Below are 19,710 nucleotides of genomic sequence, written 5' to 3' on the forward strand. Positions count from 1 at the left end.
GCCGGCGGCTCCGTCCCCGGGGTGATGGCGGCCAGAATGGCCGGCACGGACCGAGGAGGAACCATGGCGAAGTACCTGCTGCTGAAGCACTACAACGGTGGACCCGAGCGCAGCCCCCAGGGCTGTGTCCCGATGGACCAGTGGACGCCGGAGGAGATCAACGACCACATCGGCTTCATGCGGCACGTGGCCGACACCTTCGCCGAGCGGGGCGAGTTCGTCAGCGCCGACGCCCTGTCTCCGGAGGGCACCTTCGTCCGGTTCGACGGTGAGGGCAGGGCGCCGGTGACCGACGGCCCGTTCGCCGAGACCAAGGACCTGATCGCCGGCTGGATGATCATCGACGTCGAGTCGCAGGAGCGCGCCCACGAGGCAGCGGCGTTCCTCAGCTCGGCGCCCGGTCCCGGCGGCATCCCACTCAACGAGTGGATCGAGGTCCGCCCGTTCATGTCCGAGCCGCCCACCGTCACCGAGTGAGCGGCACGCCGACGCCGGGCTCGACCGGGCCCGAGCTGGACGGCCTGCTCAAGCAGCTCGGCCCCCAGGTGCTCGGTGTCCTCGTCCGCCGCGGAGACGACTTCGCCGCGGCCGAGGATGCCGTGCAGGAGGCCCTGCTCGAGGCCTGGCGGCGCTGGCCGGACGACGGCCTGCCCGACCAGCCGAAGGGCTGGCTGGTGACCGTCGCCGCCCGCAAGTACCTCGACATCGTGCGCTCGGAGAGCGCCCGCAAGCGGCGCGAGGAACGCGTGCAGGACGAGCCCGAGCCGGGCGCGACCGAGCAGTCCGACGACACCCTGCTGCTGCTCTTCCTGTCCTGCCACCCCGCGCTCTCCCCCGCGTCGGCGGTGGCCCTGACGCTGCGTGCGGTCGGCGGCCTGACCACGCGGCAGGTCGCCGAGGCCTACCTCGTGCCCGAGGCGACGATGGCGCAGCGGATCAGCCGGGCCAAGCGGACCCTCTCGGGCGAACGGCTCACCACGCCGGGCGACCTGCGCACCGTGCTGCACGTGCTCTACCTGATCTTCAACGAGGGCTATGGCGGCGAGGTCGACCTGGCCGCCGAGGCGATCCGGCTGACCCGCCAGCTGGCGGCCGGCAGCGACGAGCCCGAGGTGGGTGGCCTGCTCGCCCTGATGCTGCTGCACCACGCGCGGCGCGCGAGCCGCCGCACCGCCACCGGGGAGCTGGTGCCGCTCGCCGAGCAGGACCGGTCGCTCTGGGACACCCGGCTCATCGCCGAGGGCGTCGACGTCCTGCAGCACGCACTGGCCCGCGACCGGCTCGGCGAGTACCAGGCCCAGGCCGCCGTCGCCGCCCTGCACGCAGACGCGCGCTCCGCCGAGGAGACCGACTGGACCCAGGTGCTCGAGTGGTACGACGAGCTCGCCCGGCTCACCGACAGCCCGGTCGTCGCCCTCAACCGTGCGGTCGCCGTCGGCGAGACCGACGGGCCGCTGGCCGGGCTGCGGGCCCTGGCCGAGGTCGACCCGGCAGTGCCCCGCCACGCCGCCGTCGCGGCATACCTGCACGAGCGTGCGGGTGACCGCGCCCGGGCCAGGGACCTGTATGCCGTGGCCGCGCGGGCGGCGACGAACGCGGCGGAGCGCGACCACCTCACCCGGCAGGCCGCGAGGCTCGCTGGCCCTGGCTCGGGGTGATATCGCGCGCCATTGCGTCCGCTCATACCCCGAACGACTGGCGGACCGACACGGACCCGGTCTGACAGACTCGGCGACATGGACACCGGCGACTTCCGCTCCGTCTATCGGCACGGCTTCGCGCGGCTCGCCGCCTGCACGGTCCCGGTGGCGGCCGCCGACCCGGCCCGCAACGCCGAGACGATCCTCGACCAGGTGCGGGCGCTGCACGCTGACGGCGTCGCGGTCGCGCTGTTCCCGGAGCTGAGCCTCTCGGGCTACGCGATCGACGACCTGTTCCTGCAGGACGTCCTGCTCGACGAGGTCGACCGCGCCGTCGTCACGCTGGCCGAGGCGACCGCCGACCTGCTGCCGGTGGTCGTGGTCGGAGCGCCGCTGCGCCGGGGCAACCGGCTGTTCAACTGTGCCGTGGTCATCCACGGCGGGCAGGTCCGCGGGGTGGTCCCCAAGTCGAACCTGCCCAACTACCGCGAGTTCTACGAGAAGCGGTGGTTCGCCAGCGGCGAGGACATGCGCGACCACCACCTCGCGCGACCGCACTGGCCGGGCGCGGACGAGGACGGCGAGATCCCGTTCGGGCCCGACCTGCTCTTCGAGGCAGCCGACGTCCCCGGCCTCACGGTCCATGTCGAGATCTGCGAGGACATGTGGGTGCCGATCCCTCCGAGTGCCTCGGCCGCGCTCGCCGGCGCGACGGTGCTGCTCAACCTGTCGGCCTCCCCGATCACGGTCGGGCGCGCGGAGGACCGGCACCTGCTCGCGCGCTCGGCGAGCTCGCGGTGCAATGCCGCCTACCTGTATGCCGCCGCGTCGGCCGGGGAGTCGACGACGGACCTCTCGTGGGACGGCATGACGATGGTCTACGAGCTGGGCACCCTGCTCGCCGAGACCGAGCGGTTCCCCGATGGCGCGCGTGCCTCGGTGGCCGACGTCGACCTCGACTGGCTGCGGCAGGAGCGGATGCGGCAGGGGTCCTTCGACGACAACCGGCACGGCGAGGGCATCGGTGACGACGGGCAGCGGTTCCGCACGGTCGTCCTCACCCTCGCCCCGCCGGCCGGTGACCTGGGGCTGCGCCGCAAGGTCGACCGCTTCCCGTTCGTGCCCGACGACGCGGACCGGCTCGCGCTGGACTGCTACGAGGCCTACAACATCCAGGTCTCCGGGCTCGAGCAGCGGCTCCGCGCCCTGACCACCGACACGTGGCAGCCCAAGGTCGTCATCGGTGTCAGCGGTGGGCTCGACTCGACGCACGCGCTGATCGTCGCGGCCAAGGCGATGGACCGGCTCGGTCGCCCGCGCACCGACATCGTCGGCTTCACCATGCCGGGCTTCGCCACGAGTGCGGGCACCAAGAGCAACGCGGTGCACCTGATGGAGTCGCTCGGGATCACCTGGGAGGAGCTCGACATCCGCCCCGCGGCGACCCAGATGCTCACGGACCTCGGGCACCCGTTCGGGCGAGGCGAGGAGGTCTACGACGTCACCTTCGAGAACGTCCAGGCCGGGTTGCGGACCGACTACCTCTTCCGCGCCGCCAACCAGCGCGGTGGCATCGTCCTCGGCACCGGTGACCTGTCCGAGCTCGCGCTGGGCTGGTGCACCTACGGCGTCGGCGACCAGATGTCGCACTACGGCGTCAACAGCGGTGTCCCCAAGACGTTGATGCAGCACCTGATCCGCTGGGTCGTGAGCAGTGGGCAGTTCGGCGACACCCACCGCGACGAAAGCCACAGCGGCGGCGACGTCAACGGCACGCTCACCGAGATCCTCGACCAGGAGATCAGCCCCGAGCTCGTCCCGGCCAAGGCCGGCGAGAAGCTGCAGTCCACCGAGGACAAGGTCGGGCCCTACGCGCTGCAGGACTTCACGCTCTACCACGTGCTCCGCCGCGGCTACCGCCCCAGCAAGATCGCCTTCCTCGCCCTGCACGCGTGGCAGGACGCCGGCGCTGGCGACTGGCCGGCCGGCTACCCCGAGAGCCGCCGCACGGCATACGACCTCGCCACCATCCGGCACTGGATGGAGGTCTTCGTGCAGCGTTTCTTCAGCAACCAGTTCAAGCGCTCCGCGCTGCCCAACGGCCCGAAGGTCGTGGCGGGTGGCTCGCTGTCGCCGCGTGGTGACTGGCGGATGCCCTCCGACGTCAGCGGGCGCGCCTGGCTCGAGGAGCTGCGCGCGATCGTCCCGGAGGGCTGACCGAGGCGGCCTCGTGCACCCGGCCTAGGACTGCTGCACCGCACGGTTGTCGGCGTCCGGTGCGACAGTGGATGGGTGGGGATCACCGTCGACGACGTGCGCCGGATCGCGGCGCCGTTGCCACGGGCCTACGAGGTGCTGGTCCGCGACCGGGTGAAGTGGCGGGTCGGCAGCATCGTGTGGCTGGCCTTCTCGCGCGACGAGACCGAGGTGGGCTTCGCGTTCCCGCGCGAGGAGCGGGTCGCCCTGGTCGAGGCGGAGCCCGACGTGTTCTTCATGCCGGGGCAGGTGGACCTGCGCTACCAGTGGGTCGAGGCGTGGACCGCGGCGATCGACCCCGACCGACTGCCCGAGCTGGTGCTCGACGCCTGGGCGATGGTGGTGCCGAAGTCGGTGTCCGCGCCCTATTTCGCCGCACTCGGCAACGAGCTGCGCTGACGCAGGCTCAGATCCGGCCGCTGACGATCCACTCGCAGGCGCGGTGGAAGGCGTCCCACGGGTCGGTGCCGAGGGTGGTCGGGAAGGCCTCGTGGTTGCGGCCCTGCGGGTCGAACAGCAGGGCGTGCCACGTCTCGCCGCGACCGGTGGCGGTCAGGGAGGCCCGGCGCAGCAGCGTGCAGGACGAGATCTCGACGCCCATCGCACCCGACGGGTGCAGGTCGCGCTTCACCGTGAACGCGTGGCCGAGGACGATGTCGGTGCACCGGGCGGCCTCGGCGGCCCGGGCGCGGGCCCGGTCGTAGCCGGCCTGGCGCGAGTTGCCCAGCGACAGGGCCAGCGCCGACCGCGCCGGGTTGAGGTCGGCCACGGTGGTGGCGCGTCGGGCGTCCTCGAGGGCCGCCTCCCGCTCCATCCAGGCGCGGGTGACGTCTGCCGCGAGCAGGTCGCGCGCCGTCGGTGACGCGTTCGCGACGTACCACGCGTTGTCGTAGAGCCGTTCGATGACCGTCATGGCGGACCCCCTTGCACGAGCCAGATGGCGAGTGGGAGACGGCCTGCGGTGGCGTTTCCCGGTAGTCACCATCGTCGGGCCGGATGTCCTACGTCACATCCAGCAGTGGAGGGCAGACGTTCTCCACCACCCGCACGAGAAAGACCGTGCGGATGCCGTGGTTTGGCCTCGGGAGACCGGCACGACCCCCGGCCGCGTGCCGGGATTTCTGGCCGGACGGTGGAGGTCGGGGCGGGGCGAAAGGGCCGGGTGGAGGGGGGTGGAGGGGTGGCGCCCGCGCACGGTGCGGCGCATAGTGGGAGGCGGAGGGAGCTGCCATGAGCCGCAAGAGCATGAGCCGCGAGAAGACGTACCTGCCCGAGCTCGTCCCCGTGCTGTCGGCCGGACGACACCGCAACCCGCGCAAGGGCGCCTGCTTCATGGAGATGGCGTCGTTCCTCGCAGGTGAGCGGTGGAGCGACCACCCGTCCTGCACGCACCCGCTGCTGGCGTCGCTCGCGCGGCTGGTCAACGACGCGCTCCCCGACGCCGACCGCAGCCGGCTGGTGACCCTGGTGCCCGACGTCGTGGGGCTGACCGGCACCGACCTCGACCTCGACCTGGCGATCGCCGCGCGGGCGGCGGCTGCCGCCCTGCCGGTCGCGCCGGCCGTGCGGCAGAACGTCCTCGCCGTCGGACTGCTCACCGCCCAGCGCGTCGCTGCGCAGCGGCCGGGGGTGCGCGACCTCGTCGACCAGCTGTGCGCGGATGCGTTCGCCACGGCACCGGACGCGCAGGTCTGGGCGCAGCGGTATGCCCGGGGCGCCGTCGTGAGCGAGCGCACCTACCGCCGTCAGACCGCCCCACACACCGTCGCGTATGCCGTCGAGGGCCTGGCCGTCGCGTGCGTCCCCGATGTCCCGGACCGCCTCGTCACCCTGCTCGAGCAGGTCGTGGCCGACGTCGCCGCGCGCACTGCGGTCGACCACGCGACCCCCCAGCGGGAGTCCGTCCCAGCGCTCGTCGACTGACCCCTAGTCGGGCCCAAGTGGGGCCCAAGCGGGTGGCTGCACCGTGTTCTCCACACCCCAGAACACGGACCAAGGAGTCACTCATGACCAGCCAGATCTCTCTCACCGCGCCCCGCGAGAAATCCCCGCGAGCGAAGTCCCCGCGAGCGCAGTCCCTGCGAGCGAAGTCCCCGCGAGCGGAGTCCCTGCGCGGGCTCGGCCCGGGCGCGGTCCACCTCCCCGGCGACGCCCGGTACGACGCGGCCCGCCTGCCGTGGAACGTCGCCCTCGACCAGCGCCCGGCCGCCGTCGCCCAGCCGCGGACCGTGGCCGAGGTGCAGCAGGTGGTCCGCGCGGTCGTCGCCGCCGACCTGCGCATCGCCCCCCAGAGCACCGGTCACAACGCCGGACCGCTCGTCGCCCAGGGCCTTGATGACGTGGTCGTGCTGCGCACCTCGGCGATGACCGGCGTCACCATCGACCCGGTCCGCCGGATCGCCCGCGTCGAGGGCGGGGCCCTCTGGCTGCACGCGACCGAGCCGGCCGGTGAGCACGGCCTCGCCGCGCTGCACGGCAGCTCGCCCGACGTCGGCATCGCCGGCTACTCGCTCGGTGGCGGCATCGGCTGGTACGCCCGTCGCCTCGGCCTGGCCACCAACAGCCTCACCGCGATCGAGCTCGTCACCGCCGACGGGGAGCACCTGCGGGCTGACGCCCACCGCAACGCCGAGCTGTTCTGGGCGCTGCGCGGAGGCGGAGGCAGCTTCGGCGTCGTGACGGCGCTGGAGTTCCGGCTCTACGCCATCGAGTCGGCCTACGCGGGCATGCTGATCTGGGACCGCGAGCTCGCCGAGCCGGTCCTGCGCCGCTGGGCCCAGTGGGCGCCCGGCGCTCCCGATGACGTGACGACGTCGTTCCGGATCCTCAACCTCCCTCCGGTGCCGGACGTCCCCGAGATGCTGCGGGGTCGTTCCGTCGTCGTCATCGACGGCGCCGTCCTCGGGTCGGACGACGCCGGGGCGGCCGTGATCGCGGACCTGCGCGCCCTGTCGCCCGAGATCGACACCTTCGGCCGGGTGCCGGCTCGGTCGCTCGTGCGCCTGCACATGGACCCGGAGGGGCCGACGCCCGTCGTCTCGGACTCCGCGATGCTCGCTGGCTTCCCCGACGAGGCCGTCGACGCGTTCCTGTCCGAGGTCGGCCCCGGCTCCTCGAGCTCGCTGCTGCTGGCCGAGCTGCGCCAGCTCGGCGGAGCACTGGGCCGCGAGCACGAGGGCGGCGGCGCGTTGAAGCAGCTGGATGGCGAGTTCGTGGCGTTCGCCGCGGCGATGGCGATGACCCCGGAGATGGGCGCCCAGGGCGAGCACGATGCGCACCGCCTCACCAAGGTGCTCTCGCCGTGGGCCAACGGTCGCAGCTACCTCAACTTCGCCGAGAACGCGACCGACCCGCGCACCGGTTATGACGAGCGGACCTGGTTGCAGCTCAAGGGAATCCGGTCGGCCATCGACCCGCACGGGGTGTTCGTGGGCAACCACCGGATCCCCCGCCTCGTCGAGAACGGCCGGGTCACCGACTGACCCACCCCCGGAGGCACCGGTATGCCGCGTGGTCACCACGCGGCATACCGGGCCGCCATGGTCCGGATCGTGCAAAAGGCTCTGTGACCAGCGCCGATCCGCCATTACTCTCTGCCGGGTGAGAGTGGGTGTCCTCGGAGCCGTGCAGGCGACCCTGGGCGACGGACCCGTCGACCTGGGCACACGCAAGCAGCGTGCGCTCGTCGCTGCCCTCGCGATGAACCACGGCCGCCCCGTCTCGGTCGACGCGCTCGTCGACCTGCTCTGGCCGGACGGCGCACCTCCCGGGGTCAACGGCACGCTGCAGGCGTATGTCGCCGGGTTGCGGCGCTCCCTCGAGCCGGACCGCGCGGCGCGGGCCCCGTCGACCGTGCTGGTCACCGTCGCCCCCGGGTACGCCCTGCGGGTGGAGGACGACGCGCTGGACGCGGCCCGGTTCGACCGGGCCGTCAGCCGGGCGCACCGCCGGATCGGCCAGCTGTCCGGGCTGCACGAGCCGAGCGGGCTCTCCGTCGAGGAGCTCGCTGCCGTGGTGGCCGAGCTCGACGAGGCGCTGGCGCTCTGGCGCGGCACCCCCTACCTCGAGCTCGAGGACGCGCCTTCGGCCGTGGCCGAGCGGGCCCGGCTCGAGGAGCTGCGCGTCGTGGCGCTCGAGGACCGCGCGGTCGCCGCCCTCGAGCTGGGCGAGCACGCCACCGTGGCGGGCGAGCTCGAGTCGCTCACCACGGCCTACCCCTTGCGCGAGCGGCTGTGGGGCCTGCGCGCTCTCGCGCTCACCCGCGCCGGCCGGCAGGCCGAGGCGCTCGATGCCCTGCGGGAAGTGCGCGAGGTGCTCGCCGACGAGCTCGGCCTCGAGCCGGGGCTGGAGCTGCGCGACCTCCAGTCGGCAGTGCTGCGCCAGGACCCGGTGCTCGACTGGCAGCCGGCAACCAGCACGGCGGCACTGCCTGCCGACCACCCGCCGGCCGAGCGCATCCGGTCCGACCACCCGTCGGCCGACGTCGACCGGGCCGGCCCGGAGCCGACGCGTGCGGGCAGCAGCTCGCGCATCCAGTCGTTCGTGCCCACCCTGCCGCCGTGGCCGTTGGTCGGTCGGGCCGACCAGCTGGCTGACCTGGTCGGCGCGCTCGAGCAGGCCGAGTCGGGTTCGGTCGCCCTTGCTGCCCTGGTCGGCGAGCCCGGCATCGGCAAGAGCCGGCTCGCCGGCGAGCTCGCCAAGGTCGCGGGCGACCGCGGTGCCACCGTGCTGCTCGGCCGGTGCTCGCAGGACGACGGCGCCCCGCCGCTGTGGCCGTGGCAGCAGGTGCTTCGCTCGCTCGGCCGCGAGCTGCCCACCGAGAGCGACGTCGACGAGGACGGTGGTGGCCGGTTCCGCACCTGGGAGGCGATCGCCGGCGCGGTGGCCGAGGCGGCGTCCGAGCGGACCATCGTGGTGCTGCTCGACGACCTGCACTGGGCCGACGTCGCGTCGTTGCGGGTGCTGCGACTGCTTGGCGAGACGGTCCAGCAGGCCCGGCTGCTCGTCGTCGGCACCTGGCGCAGCCACCCCGAGCCGACCGACGCCCTGCTCGACGCCGTCGAGACGTTCGCGCGCCGGCACGCCGTGCGGCTCGACCTGCACGGCCTCAGCGCCGACGAGGCCTCCCGCGTGGTCGAGGCGGTCAGCGAGTCCACGCCGTCAGGCGGCGAGGCGGCGGCCCTGCGCGACCGCACCGACGGCAACCCGTTCTTCCTGGTCGAGTACGCCCGACTGGCCCGCGAGGGCGGCGACCTGTCCGGTCTCCTCGCCGAGGCCCACCCGCCGTCGGCCGTGCACGACGTCCTGGCCCGCCGCCTGCAGCGCCTCCCCGAGGAGTCGGTGGCGACGCTGCGCTGGGCCGCGCTGCTCGGCCGCCAGTTCGACCTGGCCACCCTCGCCGACGTCTCCCGGCTCGACGAGGACGCGCTGCTCGACCACCTCGACCCCGCGCTGGCCGCCGGGCTGGTGCGTGACGACGGCATCGGCCGGTTCCTCTTCGGGCACGCCCTCGTGCGCGACACCATCTATGCCGCCATCCCCGCCACCCGCCGAGCCAGGGCGCACGCCCGCGTGGCCGAGGCGGTCTCTGGAGCCACGGGGCGCGAGCACGAGGTGGCCCGGCACTGGCTCGCGGCCGGCCCCGCCCACGCCGCCCGGGCCTGGCTGGCCTGCGTGCGGGCCGCCACCGTGGCCCGCCGGCTGCACGCCTACGAGGAGTCGGCCGACCTGCTGCGCTCGGCCCTCGACGCCCTGCCGGGCGACCCCGACGCGACCCTCGGCGAGCGCTACGACGTGCTGATGGACCTTGCCGACGCGCAGCGCTGGTCAGGCGACTGGGAGGGTCTGGTCGGCACCGCCGAGGAGGCGGTCCGGGTCGCCGACGAGATCGGCGACGTCGAGCTGCTGGGGCGGGCGGCCACCGCCACCTCCGTGGGTGCGTTGTGGCAGTCCGGCCCGCACGGCACCGTGAACGCGGTCGTCGTCGACGCCCTGCGCCGAGTGCTCGGCGAGCTGCCGGCGACCGACGGTGCGCTGCGCTGCCGCGTGATGCTCGCGCTGGCTCTCGAGATCTACTACGGCTCCACCTTCGCGGAGCGCTCGGCCCTAGTCGAAGAGGGCCTCGCGATGGCACGCCGGCTCGGTGACGACGCGCTGCTGCTCGACGCCTGCCAGCTGGCCTACGTCGCCCTGTGGCACCGGTCGACCGCCTCGCTGCGGCGTGACCTCGCCACCGAGGGGATGGAGCTCGCGCACCGGCTGGGCGACCAGCGCGCCTACGTCGTCACCACGACCTTGCGCGCGGTCGTGGCCGGGGAGCTCGGGCTCGTGGACGAGATGTGGGAGCACACCGTGGTCGCCCGCGACTGGGCCCAGCGGCTGCGGCTGCCCTACGGGCTGATCGTGCTCGACAGCCTGGAGCTCCCGTGGCTGGCGATGGCCGGCCGGTTCGACGAGTGCGAGCTGCGGATGGCGGACATCGTGCGGCTCGACCAGGAGATGGCCCTCGGCCAGACCGAGGACGCGACTGCAGGAGCGCTGATGTCGTTGCGCCTGTGGCAGGGGCGGTCGCATGAGGTCGCCCCGATGCTCGAGCAGTTCGCCGAGCACAGCGTGCTCCCGGTGGCCTCGACCATGCTCGTCTTCTGGATCCGCGGCGGCGAGGTCGAGCGCGCGCGGGAGTATGCCGCGACCCACACCGTCCGCCTCGACGACGACGACTGGTTCTCCGTGCTCAACTGGGGCCTGGCAGCCGAGGCTGGGCTGGTCCTCGACGACCACGCCATGGCGTCCGCCGCCTATGACCGGCTGGCGCCCTTCGCCGGCACCTCCTGCTGTGCCGGCTCGGGCAACGCGATAGGCCCGGTCGACGCGTTCCTCGCCCTCGCGGCCGCGGCCGTCGGGGAGCGCGAGCTGGCGGCGACCCATGCGGACCGGGCGCTGGAGCTGTGCGAGGAGTGGCGGATCCCGCTGGCCGCGCAGTGGCTGCGCGACCTGCGGACCCGCCACTCCTTCTGACCCGACCCCGCGCCCCGGTCCCTGCCCCGCAAAACGGCAGTTGCGCGCCATACCGCCCAGTAGTTGCCGGGCGGAACGCGACGCAACTGCCGTTTTGCGAGGGGCGGCCGGGCGTCAGTCGCGGTCGAGGTAGCGGAACGCCAGGCGCTCGCGACGCTCGAAGCCGCGCCGGGTCAGCAACCACAGGAGGTGGTTGGGCCGACCGGTCTTGGCGAAGACCTGGCGACGCAGCGGACCCGGTACGTCGTGCGCGGCCCAGGGCACGATGGCGAGCACCCGGGAGAACGGCACGTCCTTGCGGAAGTGCTCCACCTCGACCTGCTCCCACTCCTCGTTCGTCAGCACCCGCTGGATGATCGCGATCGCCTCGGTCTCCTCGTGGCGCAGGTGCCGGCCGAGGCTCTCCCGTGCGGCACTGAGCCGCACGGCGAGCGCCGCGCGCGCGTCCTCGTCGGCGTGGTGCGCGAGCCGCTCGAACCCCGCCGCGCAGGCGGTCAGGATCGGGTCGATCTCGGCGTGCTCGGCCTCCATCGCCACGAGCACCGCCCGCTCCGCCTCGTCGGCCCGCTCGAGGAGGGTCGGCCAGAGACCGGCGTCCTCGCCCGAGTGGTGGTGGTGCAGCACCTCCGCGAACAGCTCCCAGCGCGCGGCGAGCGCCCGCCAGGTGGTGCGGTCCTCGGGGGGTGTCGCGGAGGCGGCCGCCGCGAAGGCGGTGAGGTCACGACGGAAGCCGTGGTGCATCACGTACATCATCATCATGTCGACCGGACCCGGGTGGGCGGCGGTCTGGCCCGGGAAGCTGAGCTGCTCCGGCCAGGCCGCGACGGCGTGCGACGCGGCGTTGGTCTGGGTGGTGGTCATGGTGGACTGCCTTTCAGGTCAATGGTTTTCGTGAGTGATGGGTATGCCGGTGGGTTCAGTGCGTCTCGACGGTGTCGAGCTCGCGCTCCCAGAGGTCCTCGTCCTCGGACGGGGTGGAGACGGCAGCAGGCGCGTCGTCCTCCACCTCGGCACGCACGTGCGGGAGGACGCGGTCGAGCCAGCGCGGCACCCACCAGTTCCAGTCGCCGAGCAGCGACATGGTGGCCGGGACCAGGACCATGCGGACCACGGTCGCGTCGAGCAGGATGGCCACGGCCATGCCGACCCCGAGCTGCTTGACCACGACGTCGACCTCGCTGGCGAACCCGAGGAAGACCGCGACCATGATCGCCGCCGCGCTCGAGATCACCCGGCCGGTGGCGGACAGGCCGCGCACCACGCTGCCGTGCGAGTCGCCGGTGCGCGCCCAGTCCTCGCGGATGCGGGAGAGGAGGAACACCTCGTAGTCCATCGAGAGACCGAACAGGATGGCGAACATCAGGATCGGCACCCAGCTCGAGACGGCCAGCGGGTGGTCGAGCCCGAGCAGGTCGGTCGCCCAACCCCACTGGAACACCGCGGTGAGCACGCCGTAGGCGGCACCGATGCTCAGCAGGTTCATCACCGCGGCCTTGACCGGGATGACGACCGACCGGAACACCATGGCCAGCAGCAGCACCGAGACGGCGACCACGAAGGCGATGACGATCCACAACCGGCCGGCCAGCATCTCGGCGATGTCGGCGAAGAACGCCGTCCCACCGGTGAGCTCGGCGCCGGCCGGCAGGTCGGCCCGCAGGTCGCGGACCAGGGCCGGGGTGCGCTCGTCGGTCGGCCCGAAGGCCGGGATCGCGTCGAACACGGTGATGGCCGAGTCGGGTGAGGTGACCGCGGGGGTGACGTCGACGATGTCGGTCCGTGCCTCCAAGGTCCGGGTCAGGGCCGCCACCGCGGCGTCGTCGAGCCGCGAGCGGTCCACCACGACCGTGAGCGGGCCGTTGCTGCCGGCGCCGTACTCGGCGCTGACCAGGTCGTAGGCCCGACGGGTCGTGACCTGCGTCGACTGGCTGCTCGGGTCCTGCGGCCAGGTGCGCATGTCGAGCGCGGGGACCGCGAGGGTGAGCATGACGATCGCGGCCGACATCGCCCACAGGAGCGGGCGCTTGGCGACCTTGGCCGCCCAGCGCGCCGTGAGCGGCACCCGAGCAGCCTTCGAGCCCGCAGCGGCAGCGGTCCCGGCAGGATCGCGCCGCACGGCTCGCGGCAGCAGCCGGCGACCGGCGAACCGGCACAGCACCGGCACCAGGGTCAGCGAGGCGGCCATCACGCTCAGCACCGCGATGCCGGTCGCGAACCCGAAGGAGCTGTAGACGGGGAGCCCGGCGAGGCGCAGACCCATCAGCGAGACGAGCACGGTGCTGGCCGCGAAGACGACGGACCGTCCGGCTGTGGCCGCGGCGCGACCGGCGGACTCGGTGACGCTGAAGCCTTGGGCGAGGTACTCGGCGTGCCGGGTGACGAGCAGCAGCGCGTAGTCGATGCCGACGCCGAGGCCCACCATGGTGGCGACCATCGGGGCGGCGGTGCTGACGTCGGTGGCGGCGGCGAGCAGGGTGATGCCGGCGCTGCCGACCCCGAGGCCGACCAGCGCGGTGCCGATCGGCAGGCCCGCACTGACCACGGAGCCGAAGGCGAACACGAGGATGACCAGGGCGGCGACGATGCCGATCAGCTCACCGCGCCCTTCCATGGGGGCGGCCGCGCTCTCGGGCAGCTCGCCACCGAGCTCGACCTGGAGGCCACCGGCCTTCAGGGGGGCCACGGCCTGCTCGAGCGGGTCGAGCTTGCCCATCAGGTCGGGGTCGGTGACCGGGGCGTCGTAGCTGACGTTGACGACCGCCGTGTCGCCGTCGGCCGACCGCTGGGCCGGGAAGACCTGCACCACGTGGGGCATGGACTGCAGCCGGGTGGCCAGTTCGGTCAGCGCGGCGTCGCTGGGCCGGCCGCCGGTGCGGTCGTGCACGACGACGCGGGCGGCGGTGTTGCCGGCGCCGGGCAGGTGGGCGCGCAGCTGGTCGATGCCGACCTGCGAGCGGGCGCCCGGGACGTTGTAGTCGTCCTGCGGGGTACCGCCCTTCGTGGCGGCCAGACCCGCGACGAGGAGGGCGAGGACGGCCCAGGCGGCCAGGGTGCGCCACGGGTGGGCGGCGGCACCGGAGCCGAGCCGGTAGAGGCTGAGTCCGTGGAAGCGGGATCGGCGTGGGGTGGGCCGGTCGAGGTGGGCAGGCATGGTGTGGTCCTTCGAGTGGTGCGGAGGTGAACTGGTCGGGACCAGAGTCGACTCACCTGCTTGTGCGCCACTTGGGACTGACTTGGGGTCGCGCCTGCGAGGTCCCTAGAGCTCGACCTCCACCCGCAGCGCGCTGTGGTCGGAGGCGACCGACGGCAGCACCTGTGCCGAGACCGCCCGCACTCCCCCGCCGACCCAGACGTAGTCGATCCGCCGCGGCGGCAGCTCCGCGGCGAAGGTGTGCCCCTCCCCCTCCCCGACCAGCGCCCAGGCGTCGTCGAGCCGGCTGGCGAGGCAGGCGTGTGCCGGTGCGCCGGGCGTGGTGTTCAGGTCGCCGAGCAGCACGGTCGGGCGGTCGTCGAGGGCGGCCACGACCGCCTCGGCCTGCCGGGTGCGCTCGGTCTCGCTGTCGTGCTGCAGGTGCGTCCCGAGCACCCGGAGCGCCCCGTCCCCGACGACCACGGTGGCATCGAGCAGCCCGCGCTGCTCGCTCCCCTCGAAGCACGGCAGCAGGGTGTTCTGCGACGACGCGAACGGCAGCCGGCTGAGCAGGGCGGTGCCGTACTGGGCCCGGGGGGCCCCGGGGTGGGCAGGCTCCGCGTCGAGGTTCGCGGCATACGCGAGGTGCATGCCGAGCCGCTCGGCGAGGAAGCCGGGCTGGTCCTCGAACCCGCTCTGCTCGCGGCGGTGCCGGTCCACCTCCTGGAGCCCCACCACGTCGGCACCACTGGCGCCGATGACGTCGGCGACCCGGCCGAGGTCGAGCACGCCGTCGAGCCCGACACCGCTGTGGATGTTGTAGCTGAGCAGGGTCAGGCGCATGGCGTCCCTTCAGTGGGTGGGCCGGCGGAGCAACGGCGGGAGGTATGCCGCGCCGGGGGCGTCGTCGGTGGCAGCCGCCTTGTCGGCGGGGTTGGAGATGCCGCACTGCTTGAGCGACAGGCAGCCGCACCCGATGCACGAGTCGAGCTTGTCGCGCAGCGCCTCGAGGGCCGCGACCTGCTCGTCGAGCCGGGTGCGCCAGTGCGCCGAGATGCGGTGCCAGTCGGACTTGGTGGGCGTGCGACCGGAGGGCAGCCCGGCCAGCTCGGTGCGGACCTCCTCGAGGCTGAGCCCCACGTTGCTGGCCGCCCGGATGAAGGCCAGCCGCCGCAGCACGCTGCGCTGGTAGCGGCGTTGCCCGCCCGCGGTGCGCGAGGCCTCGACCAGCCTCTCGCGCTCGTAGTAGCGCAGCGCCGAGGGTGCGAACCCGCTGCGGGCCGCCACCTCCGACACGGTGAGCAGGTCGGTGGTCTCCACGCACATCCCTCCTTCAACCTCGCTTCACCTTTGGCCTCCACCATGGTCCGAGGCCGAGGACTACGCAAGCGAGCGGACGCAGCCACGCCCCCACCGGCCTAGCATCGGGGCATGACCCTCGGTGACCTGCTCGTCGACTCGTTCGAACGGATCCGTGACGGCGCGAGCGCGGCCGTCGACGGCCTCACCCCCGACCAGCTGGCCCAGCGACCATCGGAGCGGGCCAACTCGATCGGCTGGCTGGTCTGGCACCTCGCGCGGGTGCAGGACGACCACATCGCCGACGTCGCCGACCGCGAACAGGTGTGGACGAGTGACGGCTGGCACGAGCGGTTCGGGCTGCCGTTCCCCGCCGAGGACACCGGCTACGGCCACACGAGCGACGACGTGGCCAAGGTCCGGGTCGGAGCCGACGACCTGAAGGGCTACCTGGCAGCGGTGCACGCGGCCACGGCCGAGTTCGTCGGCCCGCTCACACCGGACGACCTCAACCGCGTCGTCGACGAGCGCTGGGACCCCCCGGTCACGCTGGGCGTGCGGCTGGTCAGCATCGTCAACGACGACGACCAGCACGTCGGCCAGGCCGCCTTCGTCCGGGGCCTGATCACCTAGAGCTCAGCGGTAGCGGCGGGCCAGGTCCAACGCCCGTCGCGGGTAGTCCGACCCGAACAGCACGGCGTGCACCAGCAGCGGGTGCAGCTGGTGCAGCGCGACCCGTTCCGGCCACTGCCCGTCCAGCCGGTGCTGACCCAGATAGCCCCCGACGACGAAGTCCCAGTGCGGACACCCGAACAGCGCCAGCATCGCGAGGTCGGTCTCGCGGTGACCGCCGTGCGCCGCCGGGTCGATCAGCACAGCACCGCCAGGCGTCCAGGCGATGTTGCCCGACCAGAGGTCGCCGTGGATCCGGGCCGGCGCCGACCCGTCGTCGAACTCCCCGTCCTGCAGGCGCCGCGCCACCCGCTCGAACACGACCCGGTCCGAGCGGTGGAACAGGCCGAGGTCGACCGCTGCCGCCAGCATCGGCAGGATCCGCTGCTCGGCGAAGAACGAGCCCCACGACTCCTCGGGGGTGAGCCCGAGCGGCAGCAGCTGGGTGGCCGGGCCGAGGAACCCGTCGCCCTCCCACCCCGCCGGCGGGCTGCCGAAGGCCGGCGCCCCGGCGTCGTGGGTGCGGGCGAGGGCCGCCCCGAACGCCTCGGCCATCGCGGGGTCCGGGTTCGCGAACGAGAGCTTCACGAGGTCGAGGTGCTGCTCGGCCACCTCGAGCACCTCGACGACCGCCGCCCCGCCGGGCGCGTCGGCCAGCCACGCGAGCCCGGCCGCCTCCCAGCGGAAGTAGCCCTCGGGGGCCGAGCGGCTGCCCTTGCGGAACACGGTCGATGACGGCTGCTCACCCACGAACAGCCCTCCGCCGCAGCCGCACACCTGCCATCCCGACATCTAACCGCGTGGGTCCCGGGAGCCGCCTGCGCGGCATACCGGAACTTTGCCAAGCCCAGCCGCAGGCCTTACCGCACGTTCGCCCGGTGTATGCCGCGGGGCTGGCACGGTGCCTTGCATGCAGCTCACGATCCGGGTGCGTCCCCGTCTGGCGGCCATCGCCGCCCTCCTGCTCGTCGCGTTCGTCGCCACCACCGCGCGCAGCGCGTGGGCGGCCAGCCCCCTGACGGTGGCGCAGGCGATCGCCCAGCAGGACGGGTCGAGCCAGTCGGTGACCGGCTACATCGTCGGCGAGCCGGTCGCGACCAGCACGGTCAACCGGTCGGGTTTCACCGGCGACCTGGCCATCGCGCTCGCGGACAGCGCCTCCCAGACGAGCACCTCGCAGATGCTCTACGTGCAGCTGACCACCCAATGGCGGTCGGCGTGGGGCCTGAAGACCAACCCGTCGAAGCTCGGCACCAAGGTGACCGTCACCGGCCAGCTGACCGCCTACTTCGCGCACGCCGGCCAGAAGTCGCCGACCGCGATCACCGGCGGGACCCCGGACCCCGACCCGACGACCACGACGCCTCCGCCGACCTCCACCACCAGCTCGCCGACGGACACGTACTACGCCAGCGCGCTCGGCAAGTCGGGCTCGGCGCTGCGCAGCTCGTTGCACGCCATCATCAGGAACCAGACCGTGCTGACCTACGACCAGGTGTGGACGGCGCTGAAGGACACCGACCAGGACCCGAACAACAGCAACAACGTCATCGAGATCTACTCGGGTCGCTCGATCGCCAAGAGCGACAACGGTGGCGGGGTCGACCAGTGGAACCGCGAGCACGTCTGGGCCAAGAGCCACGGCGACTTCGGCACCGCGAACGGTCCGGGCACCGACGTGCACCACCTGCGTCCCGAGGACGTCACCGTCAACAGCGACCGCGGCAACCTCGACTTCGACAACGGCGGTTCCGCGGTCAACCAGTGCTCGGACTGCTGGCGCGACGGCGACTCGTTCGAGCCGCGGGACGCCGTCAAGGGTGACGTCGCCCGGATGATCTTCTACATGGCGATCCGCTACGAGGGCGACGACGGCTGGCCGAACCTCGAGCCGAACGAGTCGGTCGGCAACGGCACCGCCCCCAACATCGGCAAGCTCTCGGTGCTCAAGGCGTGGAGCGCAGGCGACCCGCCGGACGCCTTCGAGAAGCGGCGGAACCAGGTCATCTACGACACCTGGCAGCACAACCGGAACCCGTTCGTCGACCACCCGGAGTGGGTCTCCTCGATCTGGCCGTAGGTGTCGCCCCGGGCAGTCCTGTCGAAGCCCTGTCGACCCCCGAACTGCCGGTATACCGTTTGATTCGTGAGCATCGATACGACCGGTGACGACGTCCGTGAGGCTGAGTCGCTGCACGAGGACGCCGGTCAGCGTGGACTGGCGTCGGCCCAGCGCCTGATGGAGGACTTGGCCGGCACGCTCGAGGGCCTCGACGACCTGTCCCCCTACCTGGAGCGCCTGGTCCAGTCGGTCAACGCGAACATCGACGGCTGCGACTCCGTCGGCGTCACGGTCGTGATGGAGGACCGCCCCAGGACCGCCGCCTACACCACCGCCGGGACGCTCGAGATCGACGCGGTGCAGTATGCCGTCGGCGACGGCCCGTGCCTCGACGCCTTCCGCAACGGCCGGGAGAACCTCGTCGACCTCGTCGGTGGCGAGGAGCGGTGGCCCGCCTTCATCAAGGGCTGTGACCCGGGCGAGGTGCAGACCTTGCTGGCACTGCCGCTGGAGTCCGGCGGTCGTCGCTACGGTGCGCTCAACCTCTATGGCCACGCGCGGAACGCCTTTGACCACACCGATCTCACCCTGGTGCGGATGGCGGCCCAGCGTGCTGCCGACGCCCTGGCCGCTGCCGTCTCGGTCGCGGGGGCCCGCGAGGTGGCCGGTCAGATGGAGCAGGCGATGGCCAGCCGGGCCGTGATCGAGCAGGCCAAGGGACTGCTCATCGGACGGCACGGGATCGACGAGATGGTGGCCTTCGAGCTGCTGCGTCGGCAGTCCCAGGAGCAGAACCTCAAGCTGCGGGTGCTGGCCGCACAGCTGGTCGCCGAGGCCCGATCCTCCCGTTCGGAGGCAATGTGAGCTAGTCTCCCAACCACCTGAAGCAACCGGGTCGGCCAGCTGGCCAACCGGTTGCTTTTTTTGTGCCCAGGAGAGTACGACATGAGCCAAGCCCCCCACGGGTGCCGCTGCGGCATCGCTGGCTGGCGCACCCCGACCCAGTCCGGCCTCGGCGCCCGCTGCACCCACGAGCCCGCCGCGGTGCACCGCAGCCGGGCCGACCTGCGCCGGCTGATCCAGCCGCACGGGCGGCTCGTCAGCCCTGGTGACCTGCCGTTGACGGGCACCGAGCTGCCGACCCTGCTCGTCTACGTCATGGACATCTACGACCCGGCGTCCTGGGCCTACCTCCCGTCCGTCAGCGCCGTGCTCGGCTCGGTGCCGTCCGGTGTCGAGGTCGAGGTGGTCCAGTCCGGCCGGCTCGCCGCGCGAGCCCCAGCGGCCTGCCTGATCGCGCTGCTCGCTGCCGGCGAGCTCCCGGTGTCGACCGTTCTCGAGGCGGTCCAGCACGCCTACTTCGTGGAGTCCCGCCCGCTGGACTCCCCCGGTGTCGTCGAGTCGGTCGCCGAAGCCCTGGGCCTGGACGGTCCGGCCGTCGCGATCTTCGCCCGCAGCAGTCGCGCCCGTGAGCTGGCGGCCGAGGACTTCGAGCTGGCCCGCGACCTCGACCTCGGGGGTGGCCCGTTGCTGCTGGCCAGCCGTGGCGAGCACGTCTTCGAGTTCGACGGGCCGGGCGCCAGCGGCGACCGGCTGGTCGACCAGTTCAGGACGGTGCAGACGAGGCCGTAGGG

17 protein-coding genes are annotated in these 19,710 nt (G+C 72.9%); 11 read left to right on the top strand and 6 right to left on the bottom strand.

Features of this window, described 5'->3' with window-relative positions; genetic code table 11:
- Positions 1-63 precede the first annotated feature (63 nt).
- From BLQ34_RS14315 to BLQ34_RS14330, 4 genes are all read left to right on the top strand, one after another.
- Positions 64-477, top strand: a complete 414-nt coding sequence (locus tag BLQ34_RS14315; protein ID WP_091786834.1) for a YciI family protein — start codon at positions 64-66, stop codon at positions 475-477.
- Positions 474-1,658, top strand: coding sequence for an RNA polymerase sigma factor (locus BLQ34_RS14320; protein ID WP_231961219.1), 1,185 nt, complete (start codon positions 474-476; stop codon positions 1,656-1,658). Before BLQ34_RS14315 ends, BLQ34_RS14320 begins: the two co-directional genes overlap by 4 nt.
- A 78-nt stretch (positions 1,659-1,736) precedes the next feature.
- Complete coding sequence (locus tag BLQ34_RS14325; protein WP_091786836.1) at positions 1,737-3,857, top strand: NAD(+) synthase; 2,121 nt, start codon at positions 1,737-1,739, stop codon at positions 3,855-3,857.
- Positions 3,858-3,932: 75 nt separating this feature from the next.
- A complete protein-coding gene (locus BLQ34_RS14330; protein WP_091786839.1) occupies positions 3,933-4,295 on the top strand; it encodes an MmcQ/YjbR family DNA-binding protein in 363 nt (120 codons plus the stop codon).
- Positions 4,296-4,302: 7 nt separating this feature from the next.
- Here the strand turns inward: BLQ34_RS14330 and BLQ34_RS14335 are convergent, their stop codons facing one another.
- Positions 4,303-4,809 (bottom strand): hypothetical protein, encoded by a 507-nt coding sequence (locus tag BLQ34_RS14335; RefSeq protein ID WP_091786842.1) that lies wholly within the window; start codon positions 4,807-4,809, stop codon positions 4,303-4,305.
- 317 nt (positions 4,810-5,126) lie between these two features.
- Here BLQ34_RS14335 and BLQ34_RS14340 point away from each other — a divergent pair, with 317 nt between their 5' ends.
- The 3 genes from BLQ34_RS14340 (at position 5,127) to BLQ34_RS14350 (ending at position 10,913) form a co-directional block, all read left to right on the top strand.
- Entirely contained in the window at positions 5,127-5,819 is a 693-nt protein-coding gene (locus BLQ34_RS14340; protein WP_091786845.1) for a hypothetical protein, read from the top strand.
- A gap of 83 nt (positions 5,820-5,902) precedes the next feature.
- On the top strand, positions 5,903-7,378 hold the full coding sequence (locus tag BLQ34_RS14345; protein WP_091786848.1) for an FAD-binding oxidoreductase: 1,476 nt from the start codon (positions 5,903-5,905) through the stop codon (positions 7,376-7,378).
- 118 nt (positions 7,379-7,496) lie between these two features.
- The gene (locus BLQ34_RS14350) at positions 7,497-10,913 is read left to right on the top strand and encodes a BTAD domain-containing putative transcriptional regulator (protein ID WP_172829412.1); all 3,417 of its coding nucleotides are present in this window, start codon (positions 7,497-7,499) and stop codon (positions 10,911-10,913) included.
- 114 nt (positions 10,914-11,027) lie between these two features.
- Here BLQ34_RS14350 and BLQ34_RS14355 read toward each other — a convergent pair whose 3' ends face one another.
- From BLQ34_RS14355 to soxR, 4 genes are all read right to left on the bottom strand, one after another.
- On the bottom strand, positions 11,028-11,774 hold the full coding sequence (locus tag BLQ34_RS14355; RefSeq protein WP_091786869.1) for a hemerythrin domain-containing protein: 747 nt from the start codon (positions 11,772-11,774) through the stop codon (positions 11,028-11,030).
- Positions 11,775-11,829: 55 nt separating this feature from the next.
- Positions 11,830-14,064 carry an MMPL family transporter gene (locus BLQ34_RS14360; protein WP_091786871.1) on the bottom strand — a complete coding sequence of 745 codons (2,235 nt, stop codon included), beginning with the start codon at positions 14,062-14,064 and terminating at the stop codon, positions 11,830-11,832.
- A 105-nt stretch (positions 14,065-14,169) separates the two neighbouring features.
- Positions 14,170-14,886 carry an endonuclease/exonuclease/phosphatase family protein gene (locus BLQ34_RS14365; RefSeq protein WP_091786874.1) on the bottom strand — a complete coding sequence of 239 codons (717 nt, stop codon included), beginning with the start codon at positions 14,884-14,886 and terminating at the stop codon, positions 14,170-14,172.
- Positions 14,887-14,895: 9 nt separating this feature from the next.
- Positions 14,896-15,363 (bottom strand): redox-sensitive transcriptional activator SoxR, encoded by a 468-nt coding sequence (soxR, locus tag BLQ34_RS14370; protein ID WP_091786876.1) that lies wholly within the window; start codon positions 15,361-15,363, stop codon positions 14,896-14,898.
- 111 nt (positions 15,364-15,474) lie between these two features.
- Here soxR and BLQ34_RS14375 point away from each other — a divergent pair, with 111 nt between their 5' ends.
- Complete coding sequence (locus tag BLQ34_RS14375) at positions 15,475-15,975, top strand: mycothiol transferase (RefSeq protein WP_091786878.1); 501 nt, start codon at positions 15,475-15,477, stop codon at positions 15,973-15,975.
- A gap of 3 nt (positions 15,976-15,978) precedes the next feature.
- On the opposite strand, the gene BLQ34_RS14380 is transcribed toward BLQ34_RS14375, so the two are convergent.
- Positions 15,979-16,806: a fructosamine kinase family protein gene (locus BLQ34_RS14380; RefSeq protein ID WP_091786880.1), complete on the bottom strand. Its 828-nt coding sequence runs from the start codon at positions 16,804-16,806 to the stop codon at positions 15,979-15,981.
- 118 nt (positions 16,807-16,924) lie between these two features.
- On the opposite strand from BLQ34_RS14380, the gene BLQ34_RS14385 reads away from it, so the two are divergent.
- The 3 genes from BLQ34_RS14385 to BLQ34_RS14395 all read left to right on the top strand — a co-directional run bounded on the left by BLQ34_RS14385 (position 16,925) and on the right by BLQ34_RS14395 (position 19,708).
- Entirely contained in the window at positions 16,925-18,094 is a 1,170-nt protein-coding gene (locus BLQ34_RS14385) for an endonuclease (protein ID WP_091786883.1), read from the top strand.
- A gap of 66 nt (positions 18,095-18,160) precedes the next feature.
- Positions 18,161-18,940: a GAF and ANTAR domain-containing protein gene (locus tag BLQ34_RS14390; RefSeq protein WP_091786885.1), complete on the top strand. Its 780-nt coding sequence runs from the start codon at positions 18,161-18,163 to the stop codon at positions 18,938-18,940.
- 81 nt (positions 18,941-19,021) lie between these two features.
- Entirely contained in the window at positions 19,022-19,708 is a 687-nt protein-coding gene (locus BLQ34_RS14395; RefSeq protein WP_091786886.1) for a DsbA family protein, read from the top strand.
- The last annotated feature ends 2 nt before the right edge of the window (positions 19,709-19,710 follow it).

Origin of the sequence: Pedococcus dokdonensis (assembly GCF_900104525.1) — a bacterium.
GTDB lineage: Bacteria > Actinomycetota > Actinomycetes > Actinomycetales > Dermatophilaceae > Pedococcus > Pedococcus dokdonensis.